General features: G+C 66.2%; 27 protein-coding genes. 8 read left to right on the top strand and 19 right to left on the bottom strand.

All coding sequences use genetic code 11. The features are described from left to right. Positions 1 to 90: 90 nt before the first annotated feature. From ACQP1T_RS02975 to zapE, 3 genes are all read right to left on the bottom strand, one after another. Positions 91 to 585 (bottom strand): hypothetical protein, encoded by a 495-nt coding sequence (locus tag ACQP1T_RS02975; RefSeq protein ID WP_433758416.1) that lies wholly within the window; start codon positions 583 to 585, stop codon positions 91 to 93. Continuing rightward, a complete protein-coding gene (locus ACQP1T_RS02970; RefSeq protein ID WP_433758415.1) occupies positions 582 to 1529 on the bottom strand; it encodes a DUF4129 domain-containing protein in 948 nt (315 codons plus the stop codon). Before ACQP1T_RS02970 ends, ACQP1T_RS02975 begins: the two co-directional genes overlap by 4 nt. A gap of 137 nt (positions 1530 to 1666) precedes the next feature. Further along, on the bottom strand, positions 1667 to 2620 hold the full coding sequence (gene zapE / locus ACQP1T_RS02965; protein ID WP_433758414.1) for a cell division protein ZapE: 954 nt from the start codon (positions 2618 to 2620) through the stop codon (positions 1667 to 1669). Positions 2621 to 2660: 40 nt separating this feature from the next. Between zapE and ACQP1T_RS02960 the strand changes: the two genes are divergently transcribed. Then, on the top strand, positions 2661 to 3263 hold the full coding sequence (locus tag ACQP1T_RS02960) for a TetR/AcrR family transcriptional regulator (protein ID WP_433758413.1): 603 nt from the start codon (positions 2661 to 2663) through the stop codon (positions 3261 to 3263). Between the two features lie 166 nt (positions 3264 to 3429). Here the strand turns inward: ACQP1T_RS02960 and ACQP1T_RS02955 are convergent, their stop codons facing one another. Genes ACQP1T_RS02955 through ACQP1T_RS02915 form a run of 9 tightly spaced genes read right to left on the bottom strand, consistent with a single transcriptional unit; the run spans position 3430 to position 11562 of the window. After that, complete coding sequence (locus ACQP1T_RS02955) at positions 3430 to 3870, bottom strand: NUDIX domain-containing protein (protein ID WP_433758412.1); 441 nt, start codon at positions 3868 to 3870, stop codon at positions 3430 to 3432. 36 nt (positions 3871 to 3906) lie between these two features. Continuing rightward, a complete protein-coding gene (locus tag ACQP1T_RS02950) occupies positions 3907 to 4134 on the bottom strand; it encodes a type II toxin-antitoxin system HicA family toxin (protein WP_433758411.1) in 228 nt (75 codons plus the stop codon). After that, positions 4134 to 4340 (bottom strand): type II toxin-antitoxin system HicB family antitoxin, encoded by a 207-nt coding sequence (locus tag ACQP1T_RS02945; protein WP_433758410.1) that lies wholly within the window; start codon positions 4338 to 4340, stop codon positions 4134 to 4136. Before ACQP1T_RS02945 ends, ACQP1T_RS02950 begins: the two co-directional genes overlap by 1 nt. A 47-nt stretch (positions 4341 to 4387) precedes the next feature. Next, entirely contained in the window at positions 4388 to 5575 is a 1188-nt protein-coding gene (locus ACQP1T_RS02940) for a lipid-transfer protein (protein WP_433758409.1), read from the bottom strand. Then, positions 5572 to 5982, bottom strand: a complete 411-nt coding sequence (locus ACQP1T_RS02935) for a MaoC family dehydratase (protein WP_433758408.1) — start codon at positions 5980 to 5982, stop codon at positions 5572 to 5574. Before ACQP1T_RS02935 ends, ACQP1T_RS02940 begins: the two co-directional genes overlap by 4 nt. Further along, the gene (locus tag ACQP1T_RS02930; protein ID WP_433761952.1) at positions 5979 to 6941 is read right to left on the bottom strand and encodes a bifunctional MaoC family dehydratase N-terminal/OB-fold nucleic acid binding domain-containing protein; all 963 of its coding nucleotides are present in this window, start codon (positions 6939 to 6941) and stop codon (positions 5979 to 5981) included. The genes ACQP1T_RS02935 and ACQP1T_RS02930 overlap by 4 nt, the downstream gene beginning before the upstream one ends. Positions 6942 to 6996: 55 nt before the next feature. Next, positions 6997 to 8235 carry an acyl-CoA dehydrogenase family protein gene (locus tag ACQP1T_RS02925; RefSeq protein WP_433758407.1) on the bottom strand — a complete coding sequence of 413 codons (1239 nt, stop codon included), beginning with the start codon at positions 8233 to 8235 and terminating at the stop codon, positions 6997 to 6999. Then, complete coding sequence (locus tag ACQP1T_RS02920) at positions 8220 to 9284, bottom strand: acyl-CoA dehydrogenase family protein (RefSeq protein WP_433758406.1); 1065 nt, start codon at positions 9282 to 9284, stop codon at positions 8220 to 8222. Before ACQP1T_RS02920 ends, ACQP1T_RS02925 begins: the two co-directional genes overlap by 16 nt. 25 nt (positions 9285 to 9309) lie before the next feature. Further along, positions 9310 to 11562, bottom strand: coding sequence for an acyl-CoA dehydrogenase (locus tag ACQP1T_RS02915; RefSeq protein WP_433758405.1), 2253 nt, complete (start codon positions 11560 to 11562; stop codon positions 9310 to 9312). Between the two features lie 120 nt (positions 11563 to 11682). Here ACQP1T_RS02915 and kstR point away from each other — a divergent pair, with 120 nt between their 5' ends. The 5 genes from kstR to ACQP1T_RS02890 all read left to right on the top strand — a co-directional run bounded on the left by kstR (position 11683) and on the right by ACQP1T_RS02890 (position 18088). Further along, positions 11683 to 12351, top strand: coding sequence for a cholesterol catabolism transcriptional regulator KstR (kstR, locus tag ACQP1T_RS02910; protein ID WP_433758403.1), 669 nt, complete (start codon positions 11683 to 11685; stop codon positions 12349 to 12351). Between the two features lie 246 nt (positions 12352 to 12597). After that, positions 12598 to 15168: a trehalose-phosphatase gene (gene otsB, locus ACQP1T_RS02905; protein ID WP_433758402.1), complete on the top strand. Its 2571-nt coding sequence runs from the start codon at positions 12598 to 12600 to the stop codon at positions 15166 to 15168. A 191-nt stretch (positions 15169 to 15359) separates the two neighbouring features. Then, on the top strand, positions 15360 to 16241 hold the full coding sequence (locus ACQP1T_RS02900) for a metal ABC transporter solute-binding protein, Zn/Mn family (RefSeq protein ID WP_433758401.1): 882 nt from the start codon (positions 15360 to 15362) through the stop codon (positions 16239 to 16241). A gap of 66 nt (positions 16242 to 16307) precedes the next feature. Next, positions 16308 to 17222: a metal ABC transporter ATP-binding protein gene (locus ACQP1T_RS02895; RefSeq protein ID WP_433758400.1), complete on the top strand. Its 915-nt coding sequence runs from the start codon at positions 16308 to 16310 to the stop codon at positions 17220 to 17222. A 29-nt stretch (positions 17223 to 17251) separates the two neighbouring features. Further along, positions 17252 to 18088, top strand: coding sequence for a metal ABC transporter permease (locus ACQP1T_RS02890; RefSeq protein ID WP_433761951.1), 837 nt, complete (start codon positions 17252 to 17254; stop codon positions 18086 to 18088). A gap of 33 nt (positions 18089 to 18121) precedes the next feature. On the opposite strand, the gene ACQP1T_RS02885 is transcribed toward ACQP1T_RS02890, so the two are convergent. Further along, positions 18122 to 18631: a hypothetical protein gene (locus ACQP1T_RS02885; RefSeq protein ID WP_433758399.1), complete on the bottom strand. Its 510-nt coding sequence runs from the start codon at positions 18629 to 18631 to the stop codon at positions 18122 to 18124. A gap of 231 nt (positions 18632 to 18862) precedes the next feature. Between ACQP1T_RS02885 and ACQP1T_RS02880 the strand changes: the two genes are divergently transcribed. Continuing rightward, positions 18863 to 20035 carry an acyl-CoA dehydrogenase family protein gene (locus tag ACQP1T_RS02880; RefSeq protein ID WP_433758398.1) on the top strand — a complete coding sequence of 391 codons (1173 nt, stop codon included), beginning with the start codon at positions 18863 to 18865 and terminating at the stop codon, positions 20033 to 20035. A gap of 384 nt (positions 20036 to 20419) precedes the next feature. Continuing rightward, complete coding sequence (locus ACQP1T_RS02875; RefSeq protein WP_433758397.1) at positions 20420 to 21229, top strand: enoyl-CoA hydratase/isomerase family protein; 810 nt, start codon at positions 20420 to 20422, stop codon at positions 21227 to 21229. A gap of 9 nt (positions 21230 to 21238) precedes the next feature. On the opposite strand, the gene ACQP1T_RS02870 is transcribed toward ACQP1T_RS02875, so the two are convergent. The 6 genes from ACQP1T_RS02870 to carD form a co-directional block, all read right to left on the bottom strand. Then, complete coding sequence (locus tag ACQP1T_RS02870; protein WP_062990029.1) at positions 21239 to 21517, bottom strand: DUF4190 domain-containing protein; 279 nt, start codon at positions 21515 to 21517, stop codon at positions 21239 to 21241. Between the two features lie 126 nt (positions 21518 to 21643). Further along, on the bottom strand, positions 21644 to 22621 hold the full coding sequence (rlmB, locus tag ACQP1T_RS02865) for a 23S rRNA (guanosine(2251)-2'-O)-methyltransferase RlmB (protein ID WP_433758396.1): 978 nt from the start codon (positions 22619 to 22621) through the stop codon (positions 21644 to 21646). Then, complete coding sequence (gene cysS / locus ACQP1T_RS02860) at positions 22621 to 24048, bottom strand: cysteine--tRNA ligase (RefSeq protein WP_433712305.1); 1428 nt, start codon at positions 24046 to 24048, stop codon at positions 22621 to 22623. Before cysS ends, rlmB begins: the two co-directional genes overlap by 1 nt. Positions 24049 to 24112: 64 nt before the next feature. Beyond that, the gene (gene ispF / locus ACQP1T_RS02855) at positions 24113 to 24580 is read right to left on the bottom strand and encodes a 2-C-methyl-D-erythritol 2,4-cyclodiphosphate synthase (protein ID WP_433761949.1); all 468 of its coding nucleotides are present in this window, start codon (positions 24578 to 24580) and stop codon (positions 24113 to 24115) included. 2 nt (positions 24581 to 24582) lie between these two features. After that, positions 24583 to 25287: a 2-C-methyl-D-erythritol 4-phosphate cytidylyltransferase gene (gene ispD, locus ACQP1T_RS02850; protein ID WP_433758395.1), complete on the bottom strand. Its 705-nt coding sequence runs from the start codon at positions 25285 to 25287 to the stop codon at positions 24583 to 24585. Between the two features lie 2 nt (positions 25288 to 25289). After that, a complete protein-coding gene (gene carD, locus ACQP1T_RS02845; protein WP_040686206.1) occupies positions 25290 to 25778 on the bottom strand; it encodes an RNA polymerase-binding transcription factor CarD in 489 nt (162 codons plus the stop codon). Between the last annotated feature and the right edge of the window lie 114 nt (positions 25779 to 25892).

Genomic DNA, 25892 nt, shown 5'->3' with positions numbered 1-25892 from the left:
TCCTAAGACGGTATTCGATTCGGCATGACCGGGGCCCTACATGGTTACGCAAGCTGCCTCCTCCGGGCCTGACCGCTCATGCCAGGTCGATTACATCTGTTGCAGGCAGCGCAGGATTTCGTCCAGCGCCGCCCGCCCCGGTGCGGGAGTCGTCTGATCCCGCAGTGCCGAGTTGGCCGGATCGACCCAGCGCCACAGCTCCGGGCCGAATTGCAGAATTCCGGCGGCCTCGGTCGCCTTGCGGTTCTTGGCGACCCGCAGGCCGGTGGACAACTCGAACTCCTTGGCCAGCAACGGACGCAGATGCCGATCCCAGTCGGCTCGGGTGCCGTCCGCGCGATCTGCGAGCATTTCCGCTCTGGCATGCCAGTGCCGCAGCATCTCCGCGGGACCGTTGTCGATCTCGTCGGGTCCGGTCTCGGTTTTCCAGGCCGACCGGCCGGTCAACGACCAGATGAGCTGAATCATGGCCAGCGCCACCGGAACTCCGGCGGCGATGAGCAACGCACCGCGGGCCTTGCCGAGGGTGATGAGCTCGATCAGCACGATGAGGATCAGCGCACCGATCACGATCGCGCGGTTCATACCATCTCCCCTTGCAGATCGGCCAGCACGATACGCAGCAGTTGTTCGGCCCGCATCCGCTGCCACTCCAGCATCGAATGCGGACTGAACCTGGCCTCCTCGAAGAGCGCGACCAATTCCCTTGCCGACGCGTCGTGCAGTGCGCCGCGCTCGAAGGCCCTGGCCAGCACCTCCATCGGGGTATCCGAAGCCAGTGGTGCGGCCGCGCGATCGAAGGACAGCCCGCGTTCCATCGCGACATAACAGGCGATGATGGCCTCGCGCGGATCCTGGCCGGGCACATTCATCGCGGCCAGACCCATCTCGGCCGCTCTGGCCAGCGAGCCCGCGACCGTCGGCGCGGCCGGGGGCACCGGGACCGGCACCGCGCGCGGCCTGCGCTGCCCCGCCGCCGCGACCACGATCAGCCCGATCAATGCCCCGCCGACCAGCAGGCTGGCGGCGACGATGGCCACCAGTAGCGCCGTACCGGTGAGATGCTGCGTCGGTGCGCTATCGGGGGTCGCGGTGCCGGTGACGGCTTGCTGCGGGGTGTGGGTGGTGGTGGCGCGCGGCCCCGCCGACGGCGTCGGCTCACCCTCGCGGCCGAATCCGACGAAGATGACCGCCGTCGCCGCCGCGAAGATCAAGGAAACGACCGCCAGCGCGGCCAGCACCAGTAGGCCGGTGCGACCGAGCAGTCCAGGCCTACGCTCGGAATCACGATCCACCTCCGGCATGGCCAGCGGCAGTCGATGCTGGCTGGCAATCACTCCGGCGATCAGGATCACCACCGATACCGTGAGCAGTACCGGCATCAATACCACCGAAATCGCCGATGGCACCGCGCGGTGATCGCCGGAATCATGGGCCCCTGGAATGTGGCCGCGCAGCGCGATCGCGGCACACGCCAGTAGCGTGATCAGCACGATCACGCGCGATATCGGCGCTCCCGCCCTGGCCACTTGCTACCACCACATCTGAGTACAGCTCTGAACAGGCACATAGTTACATGCCGAGTGGTCCGCTCGGGAGTGAATCGAATACTTAGGATCGCCTCCTTTTTATCCGTAACCGGCCGTCCACTTACTTGGGTGCGCAGCTAGTGGAGCACAGCGGATTCGGGCTGACGGAGTTCGCTCAGGCGGCTTGCGGTCCTGGCCAGGTCGGGGATGGCGGGGACGTCGGCCACCAGGTCGGATAGCGAGGTACGAGCCTCGAGAGTGAGTTCGAGATCGGCGTCGTAGAGCACGTCGACCAGATTGACCAAGCGCATGGCCCAGTCGGGCGGGACCGCACGCAGTGGTGGGACGTCGCGCAAGGTCCAACGGCGAAAGCGGTGTGCGAGTTCGACATAGTCCGAGGCGGCGGTGGCGGTGCCACACAGGGCGGCGAAGTCGAAGGTGATGGCGGAGCCGTCGACGGCGACGGCGTGGATCTCGCGGGTGCCCGAGACGACAACCTGTGCGGTGTCGGCCTCTCTCGCGTCGTCGATGCGATAGCACCCGGAGGCGAAGCCCGTGCCGCCGTGCGCGGCGCGGGTGCGGTAGTCGAGTGGGCCGTCGACCGAGACGGTATCCAGATGCGCGCGGATGCGCGCGATGGTCGGCAGGAAACGGTCGTGGAACAGCGGGTTGGGCAGCAGCTGCTCGGGCGGGTAATTCGAGGTCAGCACCAGGACGATGCGGCGGGCGAACAGGGCGTCGAGCATACGGGCGATCAGCATGGCGTCACCGATATCGTGCACGTGGAATTCGTCGAAGTAGACCAGTTCGGCATGGTCGAGCAGGTTGTCGATGGCCTTGTCGATGGAGCCCGATTCGTGTGCCGCGGTGTGCAATTGGGCGAAGAAGTTGTGGAAATGGAAGCGGCGCTTGCGGTTCGACGCTACGCCAGCGAAGAAGTCGTCCATCAGCATCGTTTTGCCGCGACCGGGTCTGCCGTGCAGATAGATGCCGCGGTGTCGCTTGATCGGCCTGCCGTGCCGGTCGAGCAGTTCGAGCAGGCGCGCGCGAGCCCGGCGTTGGCCGGCATCCAGTGTGACGTTGTCTTCCATGACACCCTCCTGATCCTCTACAGTTGTAGAGGATCAGGAGATGCGGTCGCCAGAGAAGGTGATGATGTCCACAACCGACCGACGCGCGGCACTCGTCGACGCAGCCATCGATGTGATTGCCACCCAAGGCATTCGAGCGCTCACCCACCGCGCGCTCGATACCGCCCTCGAACTGCCCGGCGGCTCGGCCTCCTATTACTTCCGCACCAAACGCGCGCTCATCGAGGCCATTACGGACTGGATCACCACCCGATCCCGCGACGACTTCACCGCTGCCGAACTCGCCCCGTCGGCACCCATCGACCCCGATGCCATTGCGCAAGCAATAGCGAGCCGGCTCGATCGGCTACTCGTCGAGCGTCGCAACCACCTGATCGTCCGGCACGCGCTGATCATCGATCTGATCGGCGACACGGAGCTGCACCGACGGCTGGCACACAGCCTCTTCTCGACCGAGCGAGCGCGAGAACTATTCCACGCCTTGGACTTTCCCGATCCGGATGCGGCCGCCGCGAACTTCATCGCGGTGATCGAAGGCTTGGTCTTCGATAGATTCGCCGGCGCACGGGCAGACGTTCCGGCAGGCACCCCGGATAGCGTCGACCAACTCGCTGCCGCGCTGTCCCGCCACCTCACCCCATAGGCCCTGGGCCGGGGTTATCCGTCGCGAATACGCTCGATGTAGCAACCACATGGCCCGCGGCGGCGAGGGTGCGGACCGTGGCAGCACACGGCCGGCACCGCAGACAGCCGACACTCATCGAATCTGTCCGCGTTGCCCCGCCAACTCACCCCATAGACCCGTGAGGCTAAGGCGCCCAGCCCAACTCGCTGTAGGGCGTACCCATGGTGAGCCCACGGATTCCGGTAGCGGAGTAGCGGATCAGTGACTCCTCCGGCAGCGCATCGAGCGAAAACCATTGCAGCCCATAGCTCTTGTCCGGCTCGCGATTCTCCGGCTCACCCGTCCAACGCAACGCATGAAAGAACAGCCCGAGCCGAGCTTCCCGCCCGGAGCTGGTCACGTGCGCGGTGTGCACCAGCCGCAGATCTGCCGGATCGATGACAACCCCGATCTCCTCCCCCGCCTCACGCGCGGCGGCAGCGGTGGCGCACTCGCCGGACTCCAACTTCCCGGCGGGCAGATGCCACAGCCCGTCGAACTCGTCCGCACTGCGCCGCCTGCTGAGCAACAACTGACCGTCATGGACAAGCAGAATGTGGACGTCGATCAGGTGTCGATCGGCCATGCCGAACCTCTCGTCGGACCTGGCATTCCGAGTGGCCTAATCGAGCAATTGCACGAATTCGGCGACCGACATCCCCGCATCGCGAATGATGCGGCGTAGCGTGCCAGGCTTGATGTCGGCGCCGCGGTGCACCGGCACAACAGTGAACCGCCCTTCCGGACTGCGCATCATATGGTGGCTGCCGTTCACTCGGATCAGCCCGAACCCGGCTCGCTCGAGTGCCTTGATGACCCTGTCACCTGAAATCGCTGGAAGCGGCGGCATCAGGCGACATCCTGGACGATCGTCAGAACCGACGGCAGTCCGATCTCCTCTAGAACTAGTGTGACGGCTTCGTGTAGGTCGGCAACCGCCTCATCCGGAGTCTCACCGACCCCGTGCGCACCGCCGTTCGGAAAGACGGCGTGAGCACCCCAAGTACCGTCTTCCTCCTGCTCCAGTTCATATGGAATCTGGACCATCCGCTTCATATGCTCACTCTAACGGCAAAGCTGACGTCGATGTCCCCGTCCGACACCTATCGCGTCAACACCAGGCCCGAGGTCGGGACCCCCGTGCCAGCGGTGACCAGGATGTTCTCCACATTGTCCACCGGATTGACGGAGGTGCCGCGGATCTGCCGGACCGCCTCGGCGATCCCGTTCATACCGTGGATATAGGCCTCGCCGAGCTGTCCACCGTGGGTATTGAGTGGCAGGCGGCCGCCGATTTCGATGGCGCCGTCGGCAATGAAATCCTTCGCCTCGCCGCGGCCGCAGAAACCGAGTTCCTCCAGTTGCATGAGGACGAACGGGGTGAAGTGGTCGTAGAGGATGGCGGCCTGCATATCCGACGGACGCAAACCACTCTGCTCCCAGAGCTGATCGCCGACCAGCCCCATCTCCGGCAGACCGGTGAGGGCATCGCGGTAGTAGCTGGTCATCACATACTGGTCCGCACCGGAACCCTGTGCGGCGGCGGCGATTACGGCCGGACGCTGTGGCAGATCCCGGGCGCGTTCGACGCTGGTGACCACGATCGCCACACCGCCGTCGGACTCCTGGCAGCAGTCCAGCAGATGCAGCGGTTCGGCGATCCAGCGCGAATTCTGGTGATCTTCCAGGGTGATCGGCTTGCCGTAGAAGAAGGCGGCCGGATTCACCGCGGCATGTTTGCGGTCGGCGACGGCAACGCGGCCGAAGTCCGCGCTCGTCGCCCCGTACACGTGCATATACCTGCGGGCGACCATCGCGACCTGCGCGGCCGGTGTCCCCAACCCCTGTGGATAGGACCAGCCCGCATCGATACCCGACGAGGTCGGCGCGGTGGCCAGCGCGGTGGAGAACTGGCCGAAGCGCGATACCGAACGCTCGTTGAAGGCCCGGTAGGCGACGACCACATCGGCGACGCCGGTGGCCACCGCCATGGCCGCCTGCTGAATGGTGGCGCAGGCCGCACCGCCGCCGTATCCGATGTGGCTGAAGAACTTCAACTGCGGAATGCCGACCGCACGTGCCACCGCCGCCTGGGTATTGGTATCCATGGTGAAGGTGGTCAGGCCGTCCACATCGGCCGGTGTGAGGCCCGCGTCGGCGAGCGCCGCGGTGACCGCCTCTGCGGCCAAACGCAATTCGCTGCGGCCGGAGTCCTTGGAGAAGTCGGTGGCGCCGATGCCGACAATGGCGGCGCGGCCGGAAATCCCGGTGGTGCTCTCAGCGGTCATCATGGCCTCCGCAGTGCGATAACGGCTTTCGCCGTGATGTGGTCACCGAGGCTGTCGCGGCCGACGATATCGATGTGAATGTCATCGCCCTGGATCGCGGAAACGGTGCCGGAAAGTGTCAGGGTGTCACCGGCATACAGCGGCACCCCGAGGCGCAGCGCGACGGATTTGACGATGGCGCGCGGTCCGGCCCAGTCGGTGACGAAACGCTGTACCAGCCCGGTATCGGTGAGGATATTGACGAAGATGTCCTTGGAACCGCGGGCGACCGCCTTGTCCCTGTCGTGGTGCACATCCTGAAAGTCCCTGGTGGCCAGGGCCGTACTGATCACAAAGGTGGGATCGGCGGTAATGACCAACTCGGGCAGCGCGGTGCCGACCGCTACCGTGGCCGGTTCGACGTCGGTCATTCGATCACCCGCCACACCGGCAGTACGGCATCGTCGTCGAGCTTCTCGAACTCCACCCGTACCGGTAGGCCGATCTTCACATCGGCCGGATCGACGCCGCGCAACTCACCGAGCATCCGCACACCCTCTTCCAATTCGACCAGCGCGACCACGAAAGGCAATTGCCGCCCAGGCACTTTCGGCGCGTGATGCACCACGTAACTGAAAACCTCGCCGCGGCCGGAGGCGACGACATAGTCGGTCTGCTCCGACTTGTCCCGCCACAGCGCCGGAATCGGCGGATGCCGCAGCGTGCCGTCCGGCAGCCGCTGGATCCGCAACTCCCCGAGCTTGGTGCCCTCCCAGAAGAATTCGGTATCCCAGGAGACCAGCGGTTTGACCCGTTCGCCCGCGGGCGCTTTCGGTGTCGCGCCGCCGCTGGCGACTGCTTGCAGGTCGCTCGAAACAACACTGCCGGGCGCGAATTTCAGCAGCCGGAACAGCATTTCGGCGACGATCTCATCGCCGACGTGCCAGCTGGTCTGGAAGGTGACGAACCAGCCCTCGCCCAGCGCGGTCTTCTTCGGACCGCGGATCTCGGACAGCCTGCTGGTCACCGAGATCTGCTCGCCGACATTCACATACCGGTGATAGGTCTGCTGACAGTCGGTGGCGACGACAGAGGTGTAGCCCGCGCTGTCGAGCAGCTCGGTAACCTGCGCCATCGGATCGTCGGCCGGGCGCGAACCGTTGAGTCCGAACATGGTCCACACCTGCGCCATGGCCGGTGGGGCAACGGTGCCGGGATGTCCGGCGGCGCGGGCAGCGTCCTGGTCGACGTAGATCGGGTTCCGATCCCCGAGCGCCTCCACCCAGTTGTTGATCATCGGCTGATTCACCGGGTCACGCCCGAGGCGTGGCGCGCAATCACCCGCCGCGATGATCTTCTCGGCGGCTTCGGTAATCGCTTCCGGCGTCATGGTTTCCGGCACGCGCGGCTCCTTGTTGTCGTCCGTATCGCGCATCGGCGCGGATTCATCGAGGTACCCGGGGCAGTTTCAGCCCGGAGGAGGCGACCAGTTCGCGCATGACCTCATTGACGCCGCCGCCGAAGGTCACCACCAGATTCTGTTTGGTTCTGCGGTCCAGCCAGGTCAGCAGTTCGGCGGTGTCCGGATCGGCCGGATCGCCGTAATGCCCGACGATCTCCTCGGCCAATCGGCCCGCCTCCTGCAGCGATTCGGTGGAGTACACCTTGGTCGCCGAGGCATCGGCGATCACGGAGGCCTGGTCACCGTCGACTTCCGCGGCGTGAGCGACGGGCCCGGAGGCGGTAGCGGAGCGTGACCACGCAGGGCCCCGGGAGCGCCGCGAATCAGATGCTGCCGCGACCTGCCAGTTCAACAGCTCGTTGAGCCGCACCATGGCGTGGATGCGACCGAGCGAGCGGCGCACATCGGCCTCGGCGAGCACACCGTGCGACTGTGCCCACTCGCGCGCCCGGTCGTAGAGCTGCTCGATCTTGCCGGACGGCCCGAGGCTGACCCGCTCGTGGTTGAGCTGGGTGGTGATCAGTCGCCACCCCTTGTTCTCCTCGCCCACCAGCATGTTCGCGGGCACCCGGACATTGTCGAAGTACGTGGCATTGGTGTGGTGCGCACCGTCGCAGGTGATGATCGGGGTCCAGGAATAGCCCGGATCCTTGGTGTCCACGATCAGGATCGTGATGCCACGGTGCCGCGATTCGACCGAGCCGGTGCGGCAGGCCAGCCAGACATAGTCGGCCTCATGCGCACCGGTGGTGAAGATCTTCTGCCCGTTGACGATCCAGTCGCCGGATTCGTCGCGCACCGCACTCGTGCGCAGCGAAGCGAGGTCGGTGCCGGCCTCCGGTTCGGAGTAGCCGATCGCGAAATGGATATCGCCGGAAAGGATTCCGGGCAGGAACTTCGCCTTCTGCTCGTCGGTGCCGAAGCTCTGCAGCGTCGGCCCGACGGTCAGCAAGGTGACCAGTGGCAGCGGGACATCCGCGCGCACCGCCTCATTGAAGAAGATCTGCTGCTCCATCGGCCCGAAACCCTGGCCGCCGAACTCCTTCGGCCAACCGACCCCGAGCCAACCGTCCGCCCCCATCCGGCGCACCACCGCGCGGTATGCATCGCCGTGGCGGTTGACCGCCATCTCGGCCTCCTCCTCGGGAGTCACGAGATCGGCAAAGTACGAACGCAATTCATCACGCAGCTTGCGCTGCTCCGCGGTCAGGTCGATGAACATCTGGCCCCCAATCGATCGAGTCGCAACGATTCGCCGCCGAGCCAGCGGGCGATGTCCTTGGCCTGCGAGTAGTAGCGGTGCATCGGGTGGGTCACATCGACCCCGAGGCCACCGTGCAGGTGATGGCATTTCTGCATGGCGGCGGGCAGTTCCGAGGCCACGGTGTAGGCGAGCACGTCGAGGTCGTCGTCGATGCGCTCCTGATGCCGCGGCGTCGAATCGGCCTGTGCCAGTGCCCAGTTCGCCGAAACGGCGGCGGCGTGCAGGGTCCGCGAGACGACGTACACATCGGCGATCTGCTGTGCGACCGCCTGGAATTCGGCGAGCGGCCGATTGAACTGACGACGGGTCCGCAGGTGCTCGGCGGTGAGCACGAGCGCACCTTTGAGCAGTCCGTCCGCGGTCGCGCCGATCGACGCGACGGCCAGCCGGTGCAGTTCAGCGATGCCGCCGGGCAGCAATTGCTCGGCCGGAATCTCGACCTGGTCCAGGCGCACCGAACATTCCGGAATCCCGCCGGAAACCGGTGACGGCGTCAAGGTGAGCCCGGCCGAATCCGAATCCACCAGTGCGATACCGGAATTCGTCGGAATCAATAGCCAGCGGGCCTGCTCCGCGTACGGCACCGCCACCTTGTGGCCGGTGATGCGCACGGTGTTGCCATCGGAAACCGCGGTGGTCTCCGGTTTGACCACGAACGGGTTCGCACGCTCACTGAGGGCGGCGGTGAGCACCGCGCCCTTGGCGATCTCCGGATAGACCCGCTCGGCGACACTGTCCGGCAAGGCGGCGAGCAGCGGCAGCAGGCCGAAGCCGAGGGTCGGCAGGGCGGGCGCCACCACGGCTTCGGCGGCCAGTTCGGTCAATAGGACCGAGACCTCCGGCAGGCCCATGCCGTCACCGCCGAACCGTTCCGGCAGCGCCAGCGAGAGCAGTCCGGTCTCGATCAGACTCGGCCACAGCTCGATATCGCGTGCCGGTTCACGCTCCAGCAAACTCACGACGACCTCGGCCACGGCATCCTGGCCCTCGTCCCGGGTGAAGTCCACGCTTTACTCCCAGTTGGTTGGTCGACTAGCTGTCCGCGTCGCGAGGTAGTCCGAGAATTCGCTCACCGGCCACGGTCAACAGAATCTGCTCGGTTCCACCGGCAATCGACAAACAGCGTGTGAGCAGGAATTCTTTTACCACTTCCGAGTCCTGCGCACCGGTTGGACCTGCCGTCTCCACCGCGAATTCGGCCACCGCCTGGCGGTGCCGTACACCGACGAGCTTGCGCACACTGCTCTGCGCTCCCGGATCACCGCCCGCCAGCATCCGAACCGCGGCACGCTGTTCCAGCAATAGTCCAGCGATCGCATCGGCGACGAAGCCGCCGAGCCGATCGTTCAATAGCTCGGCCCCCGGCCCGGTCGCGGGCAGCTTGGCGATGAGCTCCTCCAATACCGGCCCGATCCCGTTGCCGCCCATGGCGACTCGTTCGGTCGACAGCGTCGAGCGGGCGATCTTCCAGCCGTTGTTCAGCGCGCCGACCAGACAGTCGTCGGGCACGAACACATCGTCGAGGAAGACCTCACTGAAGCGCGCCTCACCGGTGATCTGCACCAGCGGACGCACCTCGAGTCCGGCGCTGCGCATATCGACGAGGAAGTAGCTGATACCGCGATGCTTCGGCGCGTCCGGATCGGTGCGTGCCAGGCAGATCGCCCAGTTCGCCCGATCACCGAGCGACGTCCACACCTTCTGCCCGCGCAACACCCAGCCGCCGTCGACCTTCTTTGCGGTGGTGCGCAGCGCGGCCAGATCCGAACCGGCCTCCGGCTCGCTGAACAGCTGACACCAGACCACCTCGCCGCGCAGCGTCGGCCACGCGAACCGGTCGATCTGCTCCTGCGTGCCGTGCTGCAGCAGGGTGGGGATGGCCCAGCCGCCGATCGCCAGATCCGGCGATTCCAGGCCCGCGCGCCGCAGTTCCTCCGAAATGACCAGGCCCGTCATGGGATTCGCGCCGCGCCCGTATGGCGCTGGCCAGTGCGGCATGGCGAGCCCGGCGTCGACCAGCGCATCGCGCCGCTGATCGACCGGCAGCGCGGCGATCGCGGCCACCTCGGCGGCCAGCTCGTTCGCATTGCTGTCGCCGACCTCGACGCCAGCTGTGTTCGATTCGCGGCGCTCCCTGGCCCCTCCGTGGTTACGCTCCGCTGCCTCCTCCGGGGCCGACGCTCGCGCCGCAGAGGCGAAGACCCGGTCCGCACCCGTGGTTCGCCGTTGCCCCGCCCTGGTCAACTCGGTAACCCGAGCCCGCCAGCGTGCCGATCCACCGAGCAGCTGCCGCACTGCGGTGGCCCGGCGCAGATAGAAGTGCGCATCGTGTTCCCAGGTGAAGCCGATACCACCGAGCACCTGGATGCAGTCCTTGGCGGTCTCGACCGCGGCGTCCAGCGATATCGCGGCAGCGATCGCGGCCGCGATGGGCAGCTCCGCACCGCCCTCGTCGACGGCGGCCGCGGCATCGGCCGCGACGGAGCGGATCAGCTCGGTCCGGCACAGCATCCATGCGCAAATGTGTTTGAGCGCTTGGAAAGATCCGATCTTGCGCCCGAATTGCTCACGCACCTTGGCATATTCGACGGCGGTCTGCAGACACCAGCCAGCCACACCGGCGAGTTCGGCCGAAACGAGCACCGCGAGAAGATCTTCCACCGCGTGCGGCGACATGAACACCCGATCCGTTGGCACGCGCACCTCGACGCAGTGCACACGCGCCAGTGGCGTACTCGGGTCAGCGGGCGCCAGCGCCTCGATGCGCAGGCCGTCGGCATCGGGTCCGATCACGCACCAGCGCAACCCATCCGGAGTCCGCACCGGCAACAGCACCGAGGTACCCGGCGCGGCGCCGAGTACCGATTCCCAGACACCGGTGAGCAACAACTCATCGGATGCGGCCGCTGTGCTGACGGCTGGTTCGCTACGCTCACTCGCGACATCCCCGACAACGAAGTCGAGCGCGACCCCGCACGGCATATCCTCGGCGAGCGCGCCCGCGGTGACCAGGTTCGCCAATGCGGTGGACAGCACCGGCCCACCGACCAGATCGTGCGCCGCCTGTTCGACCAATACCGCGAGGTCGGCGACCGATCCACCGTGGCCGCCGGCCGCTTCGGAAATGGCGACCCGGAAAATCCCGAAGTCCGCCAACCCGGGCCAATAAGCGCGCCAGAAATCCGTCGGTTCGTCCCGCATTGTTGCAATCGGACGTACCGATCCGGCCCATCCGCGCATCGACTCCTGAACGGCTTTATGCTCGTCAGTGGTGGCGATGGTCACAGTCCGTACCGCCTTTCCGGCGTGACTCCCACACCTAGAACATGTTCTAATATCCTAGCTGGGCGGAAGTCAAGAGACGACCGATGCCCGTTGCCGGAATGCAGGAAAGGACTCTCATCAATGGCCAGTCCCTCCCGATCGCAGCCAGCCGATTCGAATGCGGCGGGGCGAGCATCGGCTACCGCGACGGTCACGACGCTGAGCGAGGACGAGCTCAGCTCGGCCGCGCAGCGGGAACGGCGTAAGCGAATTCTGGACGCGACGCTCGCACTGGCCTCCAAGGGCGGTTACGACGCCGTGCAGATGCGCGCGGTGGCCGAACGCGCCGATGTCGCGGTCGGCACGCTCTACCGGTATTTCCCGTCCAAGGTGCATCTGCTCGTTTCCGCGCTATCGCGGGAATTCGAGCAGATCGAGGGCAAACGCAAACCACTTGCGGGGCAGACGCCGAACGAGCGCATGCATCTGCTGCTGACCCAGATCACCCGGATGATGCAGCGCGACCCATTGCTCACCGAGGCGATGACGCGTGCGTTCATGTTCGCCGACGCCTCGGCCGCCGCGGAGGTCGACCGAGTCGGCAAGGTGATGGACCGGGTATTCGCCAGGGCCATGAACGACGGCGAGCCCACCGAACGCCAGTTGGCGATCGCGCGGGTAATAAGCGATGTCTGGTTGTCGAATCTGGTCGCCTGGCTGACCAGACGCGCCTCGGCCACCGATGTGACCGAGCGACTGGAACTGACCGTGGATCTGCTGCTCGGCGACAACGGCGGGAGTAATAGCTAGCATCGATCAGCTCATGCCCGGCAAATCGACCGAGCCTGTCGCGCAGCATCAATCGGATCCGCCGACGTGAGCCTGCCCACGCTGGTGGTTGTGTAAAAACGCGTCAGCTGGGCAGATCCAATACGGGGCGGCTAGACGCGTGCGCAATCATGCGCACGCCACGCGGCGCGCTTCGGTGCGGCAAATTCAACACAGTATTGTCACGCGTGCCCCCGAAAAAACTCCTCCGATCACTAGGTTGGATGCGTGAGCGCACAGGATCTGCCACTGGAACTTCGCCGTGCACTGTCGACGGTCGCGCGCGTGCCACGGCTTTTGGTCGCATCGGACTACGACGGGACGATCGCACCCATCGTGTCCGACCCGGCGAAGGCCTTTCCGCATCGGGAATCGGTAAGCGCGCTACGAGCGCTGGCCGGTCTCACCGGAACGACCGCCGCCGTGATCTCCGGCCGTGCACTGCGAGATCTCGCGGCATTGTCGCGACTTCCGGTCGAGGTGCAACTTATCGGTAGTCATGGTTCGGAATTCGATGTTGGTTTCGTGCACGCCATCGACAATGACGCCAAACAACTACTGGTCGAAGTACAGACCAGTCTGACGCAGATCGCCGCGGAAAATCCCGGCGCCAGCGTCGAGATCAAACCGGCCAGCGTCGCATTGCATGTGCGCAATGCGAGTCCGGAAATCGGGCTGCGCGCACTGAAGGCGGTGCGCCAAGGTGCGGCCTGCTGGGTCGGCGTGCAGGTGACCGAGGGCAAATCGGTTATCGAACTGGCGGTGATCCAGACCGATAAGGGCGTCGCGCTGGATACCGTCCGACATCAGGAGGGCGCGTCGGCCGCGGTGTTCTTCGGCGACGATGTCACCGATGAGAAGGCCTTCCGCATGCTGTCCGGCCCGGATGTCGGCATCAAGGTCGGTGAGGGCGAGAGCATGGCCAAATACCGGGTGGACAGCACCGAGGCGGTGTCCTGGGCGCTGGCCTACCTGCTCGAGGAGCGGCGCACCTGGCTGGCGGGCGCGAGCGCACCGCGCATCGAGCGGCTGAGCATGCTGGCCAGTCCACGCTCGGTGGCGCTACTCACCCCCGACGCGACCGTCACCTGGTTCTGCCATCCCGAGCCGGATTCGGCCGCGGTCTTCGCCCATCTGCTCGGCGGACCGCAGGCCGGACATTTCACCATCGAACCGGAACGTCCCGGGCTGCCGCTCTCGCAGCGGTACATCGACGGCACCATGACCGTCGAAACCCGCTGGGCCAAACTGCAAGTGGTGGACTACCTTCCGCACGATGTGGCACCCACCCGCACCGACCTGACCCGAGTGATCACCGGCGATGCCAAGGCGGTCGTAACCTTCGCGCCCCGACCGGAATTCGGCCAGGTGCCGGTCAGCATCGAGATCGAATCGAACGGCCTGCGCGTGGTCGGCACCAATGACCCGATGGTGCTGCGCTCGCCTGGCGTGCACTGGCAGATCCAGTCCGACGGCATGCACAGCTCCGCGCGCGCTGTCGTCGATCCGTCCCGCGGCCCGATCGTGCTGGAAATGCGCTGCGGCACTCAGGATCTCGCGCCCGCCATGGTCAGCGAGCCGGAGCGGCGCAGGGATGCCGAGGACTACTGGTCGAAGTGGGCGGCCAAACTGCAGCTGCCGCCCCTGAAGCCGGATCTGATGAAGCGTTCGGCGCTCACCCTGCGCGGGCTGGTGCACGCGCCGTCGGGTTCCATCCTGGCCGCGGCCACCACCTCGCTGCCGGAAGATATCGGCGGCGTACGCAACTGGGACTACCGCTACTGCTGGCTGCGTGATGCCGCGCTGACCTCGCAGGCATTGGTTTCGCTCGGCTCGCTGACCGAGGCCGAGGAATTCCTCGGCTGGGTGCACCGGGTGCTGGAGACGCTGCCCGGCCCGGAGCGCCTGCACCCGCTGTACACGCTCTACGGCGAAACCCTGCCGCCGGAGGCCTCGATCGATCAGCTGCCCGGCTATGCGGGTTCGCGTCCGGTACGCGTCGGCAACGCCGCGAATATGCAGGTGCAGCTGGATGTTTTCGGCCCGATCGTCGATCTCATCGCAACGCTGGCGCACGGTCGCGAGGCGAAGGGACTGACCGACCCGGCCAAGGCACTGCCCGACGCCGACTGGGAACTGGTGCACGCGATGGTCTCCGCGGTGCAGCGGCGCTGGCAGGAACCGGACCACGGCATCTGGGAGATCCGCGGCAATCCGCGCCACCACGTGTACTCGAAGGTGATGGGCTGGCTGACCGTGGACCGGGCGATCACCCTCGCGCAGCGGTTCCAGCGTCAGATCGATCCGCTCTGGGTCACGTTGCGCGAGACCATCGCCGACGAGGTGAAGTCCAAGGGCTGGAACGATGACGTCCAGTCCTACACCGCCGCCTACGACGGCACCGATCTGGACGCGGCCACCCTGCACATCGGCCTCAGCGGATTGATCGAACCGTCGGATCCGCGTTTCGCGGCGACGGTCGTCGCCACCGAGGCGGAGCTGCGCAGCGGTTCGACGGTGTACCGGTACCACCACGACGACGGCCTGCCCGGCGGCGAGGGCGGCTTCCACCTGTGCGCGGCCTGGTTGGTCGAGGCGTATCTGTTGATCGGCAAGCGCTCGGATGCCGAGGCGCTGTTCGCGCAGCTGGTCGATGTCGCCGGTCCGACTGGTCTGCTCAGCGAGGAGTACGACCCGGTCGCCGAACGCTCGCTCGGCAATCATCCACAGGCCTACAGCCATCTCGGCCTGCTGCGCTGTGCACAGCTGTTGGGCAAGCCGGTGGAAGCGTTCGTCTGAGCCGACCACCGCACAGTTCCGGGCCCGCGAACCGATCGGTTCGCGGGCCCGGTCCGTATCCGCGGCCGAAGTGATGCGGCAAACATCGACTCGTGCCGAGCAGGGCCTGCTGCTACAGTTCAAATGGTAACGATTTCCATTATGATCTAGAGCACGCTCGGATCTGCCGCACTGCCAGGAGTAACCCCCGCGTGAGCACACGAATTGCCATCAAATTCGCCGGTATCGCCGTGGGGGTGGCCACCGCTCTGGCCCTCACCGCATGCGGTAGCTCGAAGGATTCGGATAAGCCGAACGTCGTCGCCTCCACCAACGTCTGGGGCAATATCGCGGCAACCATCGCGGGCCAGGACGCATCGGTGACCTCGCTCATCACCGACCCCGCCGCCGACCCGCATTCGCACGAAACCTCGGCGACGGAATCGGCGAAGATCAGCGATGCCGATCTGGTGGTCTTCAATGGCGGCGGCTACGACGAGTTCATCGAGAAGGCGATCCAGGGCAAGGACAAGCGCACCGTCGACGCATTCGAATCCCGCACCGACAAGAGCGACGAGAACGAGCACATCTTCTACGACATGAGCACGGTGAGCACGGTCGCCGACCGGATCGCGAGCACCCTCGGCGAAATCGACTCCGCCCACGCCACCGCCTACACCGACCGCGCCGCCGCGTTCAAGAGCCAGCTGGCCGCGATCACCGCCATCGCCACCAAGGTCGCGGGCGAGCACCCCAAGACGCCGGTGCTGCAGACCGAACCGCTGGCGCACTACCTGCTGGTCGCCGCCGGAACCCAGGATCTGACCCCGCACGAATTCCAGGAGGCGATCGAGCAGGAGACCGATCCCGCTCCCGCCGCCGTCGCCGCCACCCAGGATCTACTGACCGGCAAGAAGGTCCACGCGCTGATCTACAACATCCAGACCGAGGACAAGATCACCAAGGATTTGCGAGCACTCGCACAGTCGAATGGCCTACCCATTGTCGAGGTGACCGAAACGCTGCCCGACGGCGTGGATTACATTCAGTGGCAGACCAAGAACGCCCAAGCCCTGGCCACGGCGCTGGGCTGATCAGAAATAATGACAGCATTGCGCAGCGATTCGATGAGGGGTGGTGGCCGGGTGACGGGTGGGCCTATGGGAGCAGCGCTGACCACCGAAGACACCGAGAAGGTGGAGGGGCGGTCCGATACCCGCTCCGCCGCCGTCAAGCTCGATTCCGCCCGCTTGGCATTCGGCGAACGTACGCTCTGGCAAGGGTTGGATCTCGAGATCGCGCCCGGTGAATTCGTCGCGGTTCTCGGGCCGAACGGGTCGGGTAAGACTTCGCTGCTGAAAGTGCTGCTCGGTCAGCTGGCGCTCAGCTCCGGCACCGCCGATATCGCGGGCGGCCCCGCACGCGCTGGCAATCCCGGTATCGGCTATGTGCCGCAACAGAAGACGATCGATGCGGGTGTGCAGCTGCGCGGCGTCGATCTGGTCGGACTCGGTGTGGACGGGCACCGCTGGGGCCTCGGACTGCGCCGTCGCGGCGAGCGCAAGCGCAGGGTCCGCGCGGCCATTGCCGATGTGGGCGCGGAGAAATTCGCTTATGCGCCACTGGAATCCATGTCCGGCGGCGAGCAGCAGCGGCTGCGAGTCGCGCAGGCATTGGTCGGCGATCCCGAGGTGCTGCTCTGCGATGAACCACTGCTGAGCCTCGATCTGGCCAATCAGCGGTTGGTTTCGGAGCTGATCGATCGACGCAGGCGAACCCATGACACCGCGGTGCTTTTCGTGACGCACGAGATCAATCCCATTCTGCCGCTGGTGGATCGGGTGCTGTATCTGGTCGACGGGAAGTTCCGGATCGGTACGCCCGATGAGGTGATGACCTCGGCGGTGCTCTCGGAGCTGTACCAGACCGAGGTCGATGTGCTGCGGGTGCGCGGGCGGCTGGTCGTCGTCGGCACCGGCGACACCATGGACGCGCTCGGCGCGGCCGGGGCCCAACACTGCCACGGCGCAACACTTTCCGATGAGCTGCCCGAATCGAGCGGGGTTCGTTCGTGATCGACAAGCTCTCCGATGTCGCCACGAAGATGTTCGACTTCACCACCACCGCAGACCTGCTCTCCTACTCCTTCGTTCAGCAGGCGGTATTCGCCGCCGCGCTGCTCGGATTGCTGGCCGGTGTGATCGGGCCATTGATCATCAGCAGGCAGATGTCGTTCGCGGTGCATGGAACCAGCGAGCTCTCGCTGACCGGTGCGGCGGCCGCGCTGCTCGCCGGAATCGGGGTGGGACTGGGCGCGATCGTCGGCTCGGTGGTGGCGGCGGTGCTGTTCGGTCTGCTCGGAACCAAGGCCAGAGAACGCGATTCGGTGATCGCGGTGGTGCTGTCGTTCGGGCTCGGGCTCTCGGTGCTGTTTCTCTGGCTCGGTCCCGAACGCGCCGGATCGAAATTCTCGCTGCTGACCGGTCAGGTGGTCAGCGTCGGCTACAACGGACTGGCGCTGCTGCTGACCTGCACCGTTTTGGTGCTGGCCGTGCTCGCGGTGGTGTACCGGCCGCTGCTTTTCGCGAGTTCGGATCCCGAGGTCGCACTCGCACGCGGGGTTCCCGTGCGGGCGCTGTCGGTGGTGTTCGCGGTCATGCTCGGCATTACCGCGGCCTTCGGTGTGCAGATCGTGGGCGCGCTGCTGGTGCTCGCGCTGCTCATCACACCCGCCGCGGCGGCGGCGCAGCTGACCGCGAATCCGGTGCGCGCAACGGTGTTCGCGGTGGTTTTCGCGGAGACGGCGGCAGTCGGCGGCATCCTGTTGTCGCTCGCACCCGGCGTCCCGGTCTCCACCTTCGTCACCACTATCTCCTTCCTGATCTACCTGGTCTGCCGCCTGATCGGCCCCCGCCGCCGCCAAGCCGCCCGAGCCCGCTGACCCGATCGGGTCGTGGGCTCCAGGCTGCTTCACTCAGGCAACGAACAGAGCGATCAGGACGACGATCGAACCGCCGAAGACGATGGCGTGGCGCAGGTTCTGCAGGTACGGGGTCACCGCAGCCTCGGCTACGTCGAGGAAGCTCTGGACTTCGATGCGGGCCAGTTCCGGGTCACCCTTGCGGGCGAAAGCGGCCTGGACGCTCTTGGCGGCCGTCAAGTTGCTGTACAGGATGGCGATATTGCCGAGCAGCACCAGCACCTGGAAGACCCGGGACAGTATCCGGCCCCAGTCGTTGACCGCCAGGTTCAGCACGGCCATCGCGGTCATCACCAGTGCGATCCCGACCGGGGCCCAGGTCTCGTGGCCACCAGCGTCGAACCGCATGCCGTCCTCTGCGAGGACCCTGGGGCGCACACCCTGACGGGCCAGCTCGCCGTCGGCGGCGGCCTGGGCCGCGGCACCGTAGCGGTGGCGCACCAGCGGAATGCTGACGAAGGCGAGGGCGATCAGCAGTTGGGCGACGGCTGCGACGATCATCATGGCGGTTCTCCTCATCGGGTTGTTCGTCGAGTGGGCTCCTCGACGACCGAACGATCTCCCGCCGCACTGACAGCACACTGACACCTGATCGGCCCGCGCTGATATCCGGTATCAGCGCAGGTCAGCATGGCTCTTACCAGCCGCAGACTGCTTTGATGGCAGTCGCCTTCAGTCGGGCGGCCTCGGTTTCGTATGCTCGACCCACGCGCCCCATCGAACGAATGGTGACCAATGATCGACTTCACGATTCCCGCCGAACTCGCCGCCGAACGCGACCGGGTCCGCCAGTTCGTCATCGACAAGATCGTCCCCTTCGAGCGCGACCCACGACTCACCTCGCACGGGCCGAGCGACGAACTGCGCCAGGAACTCGTCGAGCTGGCCCGCGCGGAAAAACTGCTCACTGTGCAGGCACCGGAAGCCCTCGGCGGACGCGGCCTCACCCATATCGAGCAGGCCGTGATCTACGAGGCGGCGGGGTGGTCCACTCTCGGCCCGGTTGCCATGAACTGCGCCGCACCCGATGAGGGCAATATGTTCCTGCTCTCCAAGATCGCCAATCCGGAGCAGGTCGAGCGCCACCTGGCACCAGCGGTCGCCGGACACCGCCGCACCGTGTTCGCCATGACCGAACCGGACGGCGCTGGTTCGGATCCGAACCAGCTGGCCACCGAGGCCGTCTTCGATGGCGAGAACTTCACCATCAACGGCCGCAAATGGCTCATCACCGGCGCGGACGGCGCGAAGACCTGGATCATCATGGCGCGCGTCGCACCGAACCCGCACGTCCCCGATGGACCGACGCTGTTCCTGACCGAGGGCGACCAGCCCGGCATCATCATCGAACGCACCATGAACACCATGGACCGCAACTACGTCGGCGGTCACGGCGTGGTGCGCTTCGAGAATCTGGTGCTGCCCAAGGATGCGCTGCTCGGCGAGACCGGTCAGGCGCTGCGCTACGCCCAGCTGCGCTTGGCCCCCGCCCGGCTCACCCACTGCATGCGCTGGCTCGGCGCCGCCGAACGCGCCCAGTCCATCGCCGTCGAATACGCCAGGACCCGCACCGCCTTCGGCAAGCCGATCGGTGACCACGAGGGTGTTTCGTTCATGTTGGCCGATAACGAGATCGCACTGCACCAGTGCCGCCTCACCATCTGGCACGCCTGCTGGCTGATGGACCAGGGCGAGAAGGCCAGGCACGAGAGCTCGATCGCCAAGGCATACGTCTCCGAGGAGTTGTTCAAGGTCGCCGACCGCTGCGTACAGGTGCTCGGCGGCATCGGCATCAGCGATGAGACGGTCGTCGAAATGATCTTCCGCGACATGCGCGCCTTCCGCCTCTACGACGGCCCAACCGAGGTGCACAAGTACGCCATCGGCCGCCATGTGTTGCGGTGTTGAATTTGCGGCGCCTACGGCGCCGCGTGTTCGCGGCCCCCTATGTCTCGCGTCCGAGCCGTCGAGACTCGCGACTTCGTCGCATGCGCTTCGACGACTCGGACGCGAGACGGGCCGCGAACGGTCGCTCGTAAGACTCGCTCCGTGGTGGTCGGGGATGGCGGAGACGTTCGACACCCAGTGCACCGGTGCCAGATAGTCGAGACTCGCGACTGCAGCGCATGCGCTTCGACGGCTCGGCTGTGTTCGATGGCCGCGCCTGCGGCGCGGACGCGAGACGGCCGCGAACGGTCGCTCGTAAGACTCGCTCCGTACGGGGTGATCAGTGCTCGAGCGGCCTTTGTCAGGCCGGGCACGCAGCCGGGCGGGTCGACTAACATGCCTGGCATGAGTTCGGAACTGCTCGTCGATGTCTCCGCGGGCATCGCCGTCCTCACCCTCAATAGACCCGCACAGCAAAATGCCGTCACCCCGGCCATGGCCGCCGAATTGAGTGCGGCGCTGCAGCGTTGCGATGTCGAGGATGCGATTCGCGCGGTCGTCATCACCGGCACAGCGCCCGCGTTCTGCGCGGGCGCGGATCTGTCCAACCGGGTCGGCGAGGTCAGCGCGACCATCGAACCGGCGCCGTGGCGGGTGCGCAAACCGGTGATCGCGGCGGTGAACGGACATGCGGTCGGCATCGGACTCGCACTGGCGCTGCAATGCGATCTGCGGTACATGGCACGCGACGCGGTCTACGGACTCAATCAGGTGCGTCGCGGTGTACTGGCCGACGGCTATGCGCACTGGACGCTGCCACGGTTGGTCGGCATGGCCAATGCCGCCGACATCATGCTGACCGGTCGCACCTTCGACGGCGACGAAGCCAAGGCCATGGGCCTGGCCAATGGCTGCCTGCCCGGGGGCGAGGTGCTGCCGACGGCACTCGCCATCGCCCACGACATCGCGAACGGGGCGGCGCCGCTGCCGGTGGCACTGTCGAAGCGGCTGCTATGGGAGAGCCTCGGCATGAGTCCCGCCATGGTCGGACAGCTGGAGACCGATCTGAACGAGCACGTCAGCAAGAGCATCGACGGCGGTGAGGCGATGGCCGCCTTCCGGGATCGCCGCCAGCCCAACTGGACCGGCAGCATCAGCGAGGAATGGCCGGCCTGGGACAGCCAGGGCGAAAAGCAACCGCCCAGCCTGGACTGACCCGCACGTTTACGCGCGGCCGCCGATCAGAATGAGCAGGAATACGATCGCCATGCAGACCATGAGGATCGTGCCGATGACACCGAGGACATAGCCGACCAGCACCTGCGCGCGGCCGCTGTAACCACCGTGGGATTCCTCGATCTGGTCGAGCGCGCGTCTTCCGAGCGCCCAGGCCACCGGTCCCAGCGCACCGCAGCAGAACAGACTCGCGGCACCGAGCGCGAGCACCGCCGTCGCATGCGGATGCTCGATCGTCTCCTGGGGAGCCTGGTTCGGGATGACCACGAGTCGAATTCTACGGGGCCGGAGTCGATTTGCGGTTCAACCCCGACGGCCGATTTGCCCGATGACTGATTCGCGGTCCGCCCGTTGCGATTCGAACAGGCACTGCCGATGAACCAGCCGCGGCACTCAGGCTCGGCGCTGGCGCGCGATCTCGGACAGTACGACACCCGCCGCGACGGAGGCGTTCAACGATTCCACCGGCCCCGCCATCGGGATGCCGAGGATCGAGTCACAGGTCTCGCGAACCAGTCGGGACAGGCCCTTCCCCTCCGAACCGACCACGACCACGGTGGGGATGCGGCCGTCGAAATCATCGATGGTGGTGTCACCGCCCGCATCGAGCCCGACGATCTGGAATCCCTGCGACGCCCAATCCTTCAGTGTGCGAGTGAGATTCGTCGCGCGGGCGACCGGAAGCCGGGCCGCGGCACCGGCACTGGTTCGCCAGGCCACCGCGGTAACGCTCGCGCTGCGCCGCTGCGGGATCAGCACACCCTGGCCACCGAAGGCGGCCACCGAACGGATCACCGCACCGAGATTGCGCGGATCGGAAATATTGTCCAGTGCGACCAGCAGGGCGGGTTCGGCCGAATCCTGGACCCGCGCGACCAGATCATCCGGATGGGCATACCGATACGGCGGCACCTGCAGCGCAACACCCTGATGCAGTCCGTTGGCACTCAACCGATCCAGTTCGGTGCGCGGCACCTCGAGAATCGAAATGCCCGCATCCGCGGCGATTTTCACACTTTCGGTGAGCCGGTCGTCGTTCTCGGTGCCCACCGCGACATACAGCGCGGTCGCGGGCACACCGGCCCGCAGACATTCGATCACCGGATTGCGGCCGAGCACCATCTCCGGACTGTCGTCGCTCTTGCGTCCGGCCGGACGCGTGCCACCGCGCGGACCGGATCTGCCTTGGGTCGCGGCCTTCGCCTTGGCGGCCGCGCGCTTGGCGGCGGGATGTTTGGTGCGCGCCTCGGCGGGCGGGGTCGCACCACGCGGCTCGAGACCGCGCCGACGCTGCCCACCGGAGCCGACCACCGCACCCTTTTTGGTGCCGCCCTTACGAATCGCGCCGCGACGCTGCGAATTACCTGCCATCAGTTCGCCTTTCCACGCTGTACCGCACCCGGCGAATGCTGTGCCGCGCCCAGCGACCATTCCGGACCCTGCGGAGTATCGGTCACTTCGATGCCGGCGGCCTGCAACCGGTCCCGCGCCGCATCCGCGCTGGCCCAGTCCTTCGCGGCGCGCGCCTGCTGGCGGCGGTCGAGTTCGGCACGCACCAGCACGTCCAGGGCATCCAGCGCGACCGAATTGTCCTGTGGGGTATACCACTGCGGGTCGAACGGGCAGACGCCGAGGATATTCAGCATGGCCCGGACCTGACCGGCCAATTCGACCGCCTCATCGATCGCACCCGATTCCAGCGCCTTATTGCCCTCGTGCACAACGCGGTGCACCTCGGCCAGGGCCCGCGGAATCGCCAGATCATCGTCGAGCGCCTCGGCGAACGCATCGGTCCATTTGCCGACCGCGATCTCACCGGCCCGCTCGGCCACCCGGTGCACGAACGCCTCGATCCGCTGATACGAGGCGGCAGCATCGTAGAGCGCCTTATCCGAGTACTCCAGCATCGAGCGGTAGTGCGCGCTGCCCAGGTAGAACCGAAGTTCAACGGCCCGAACCTTTTTCAGCACATTCGGCACCGAGAGCACATTGCCGAGCGACTTGGACATCTTCTCCCCGCCCATGGTCACCCAGCCGTTGTGCAGCCAGTACTGCGCGAAACCGGCACCGGACGCCTTGGACTGGGCAATCTCGTTCTCGTGGTGCGGGAAGACCAGATCCATTCCGCCGCAATGGATATCGAATTCGGAGCCGAGGTAGAACTCGGCCATGGCGGAGCATTCCAGATGCCAGCCGGGTCGACCGGGACCCCACGGCGACGGCCAGGTCGGCTCGCCGGGTTTGGCGGCCTTCCACAGCGTGAAGTCGCGCGGATCGCGCTTGCCCTCGCCCGCGCTCTCGCCCTGGTGCACGTCATCGAGTTTGTGCCCGGACAGGCTGCCGTATTCCGGATAGCTGACCACGTCGAAGTAGACATTGCCCGCGGAGGCATAGGCATGCCCGCGTTCGATCAGCCGCTGCATCAGATCGATCATCTGGGTGATGTGACCAGTCGCGCGCGGCTCCACCGAAGGCGGCAGCACGCCGAGGGTTTGATAGGCCTTGTCGAAGGCACGCTCGTAGGTGGACGCCCACTCCCACCAGGGCCGACCCGCTTCGGCGGCCTTGGTCAGGATCTTGTCCTCGATATCGGTGACATTGCGGATGAACCACACGTCGTAGTCGTGGGCGAGCAGCCAGCGCCGTAGTACATCGAATGCGACTCCGCTGCGCACGTGGCCGATATGCGGTTCCCCCTGCACGGTGGCGCCACAGAGGTACACCGAGGCACGGCCGGGGACCAGTGGCGCGAAATCGCGCATGGTCCGCGTGTCGGTGTCAAAAAGGCGCAGAGTCACGGAAGTCGATCCTAGCTGGTAGATAAGGCCGTTCATGGAGCGGCTCAGGTCGGCGGAAGCTGGATCAGCGACACTCTTGTAGCAGGGCGGTAGCCACTGCCGCAATGCCCTCGCCGCGGCCGGTCAACCCGAGGCCGTCGGTTGTGGTGCCCGACACCGAGACCGGGGCGCCGAGCAGTTCGCCGAGCACCTCTTGGGCCTCGGCGCGACGCGGTCCGATCTTCGGCCGATTGCCGATCACCTGGACCGCCGCATTGACGATTTCGAAGTCCGCCTCGTCAAGGAGCCTTCGCACTTCTTTGAGCATGGCCGCACCGGAAACACCTGCCCATTCCGGCCGTCCGGTACCGAAGACCGCGCCGACATCGCCGAGTCCGGCCGCGGAAAGCAGCGCATCGCACAGCGCGTGCGCGGCGACATCGCCGTCGGAATGTCCGGCGCAACCGTCGTCGCCGTCGAAGAGCAGCCCCGCCATCCAGCACGGCCTGCCCGCTTCGACGGGATGGACATCGCTGCCGATGCCGACGCGCATACTCATCGCAGACCCGCCGTCCGTGCGCCCTCCAGCACAGCATTCGCCAGCACCAGATCGAGCCGGGTGGTGATCTTGAAAGCCATCGGGTCGCCGGGAATGGTGCGCACCCGGGTGCCGAGCAGTTCGACCAGACCGGCGTCGTCGGTGGCCTGCAGCCGCTCGTCGACATAGGCCGCACGCAGCAAGTCCGCGGCGAAACCCTGCGGAGTCTGAATGGCGCGCAGACCGGCGCGGTCGGGTGTGCCGGTGACCTCGCCGCGCGCGTCGACGGATTTGATGGTGTCGACCACCGGCAATGCGGGCACGACGGCCTCGGCACCCGCGCGCAGTTCCGCGACGACCCGGGCGATCAGCTCGGGCGGGGTCAATGCGCGGGCGGCGTCGTGCACGAGGAAGTGGGCGGCATCGGGGGCGGCGGCGATACCGCAGCGCACCGAATCGGTGCGCTCGGCGCCGCCGATGACCACGCACACCGACTCCGAGGGCGGCAGCAGGGCAACAGCGCTCTCGACGAGTTCGGTGGGGACCATCACGATGATCCGGTCGACCGCCCCGGAGGCGATCAGGCCGTCGACGGCCAGCCGGACCATAGGTGTGCCGCCGACCGTGACGAACGCCTTGGGTGTCGATTCACCCAGACGAACGCCACGACCGGCGGCAGGCACCAACGCAACGACGGATCCGTCGCTGTTAGAAACGTTCACGGTCAGGAAGCCGCGGCGAGAACCTCATCGAGGAGCGTCTCGGCCTTACCGTCATCGGTCCCCTCGGCGAGCGCGAGCTCACCGACGAGGATCTGACGGGCCTTGGCCAACATCCGCTTCTCACCCGCGGACAGACCGCGGTCCTGCTCCCGACGCCACAGGTCGCGAACGACCTCGGCCACCTTGTTCACATCGCCGGAGGCGAGCTTCTCCAGGTTGGCCTTGTAGCGACGAGACCAGTTAGTCGGTTCTTCGGTGTGCGGCGCACGCAGCACCTGGAAGACTCGGTCGAGACCCTCCTGGCCGACGACGTCGCGCACGCCGACATATTCGGCGTTCTCTGCGGGAACGCGAACAGTCAGGTCACCTTGGGCGACCTTCAGGACCAGATACTCTTTCTGCACACCCTTGATGGTGCGAGTCTCGATAGCTTCGATCAGCGCCGCTCCGTGGTGGGGGTAAACGACGGTGTCTCCGACCTTAAAAATCATGTGTCCCGTGCCCCTTTCGATGTTCACAGTTTAACATGCGACTCGATAACGGCGCGATCAACTGTGCAGGTCAGGGCCACAACGAGCCAACCCCCGGGGTTGACAGAACCGGCG

It is taken from the genome of Nocardia sp. CA-135398 (assembly GCF_050955845.1).
Taxonomy (GTDB): Bacteria; Actinomycetota; Actinomycetes; order Mycobacteriales; family Mycobacteriaceae; genus Nocardia.
Note: the sequence above shows the minus strand (reverse complement) of the source record. Positions and strands in the feature narration are given on the sequence as shown.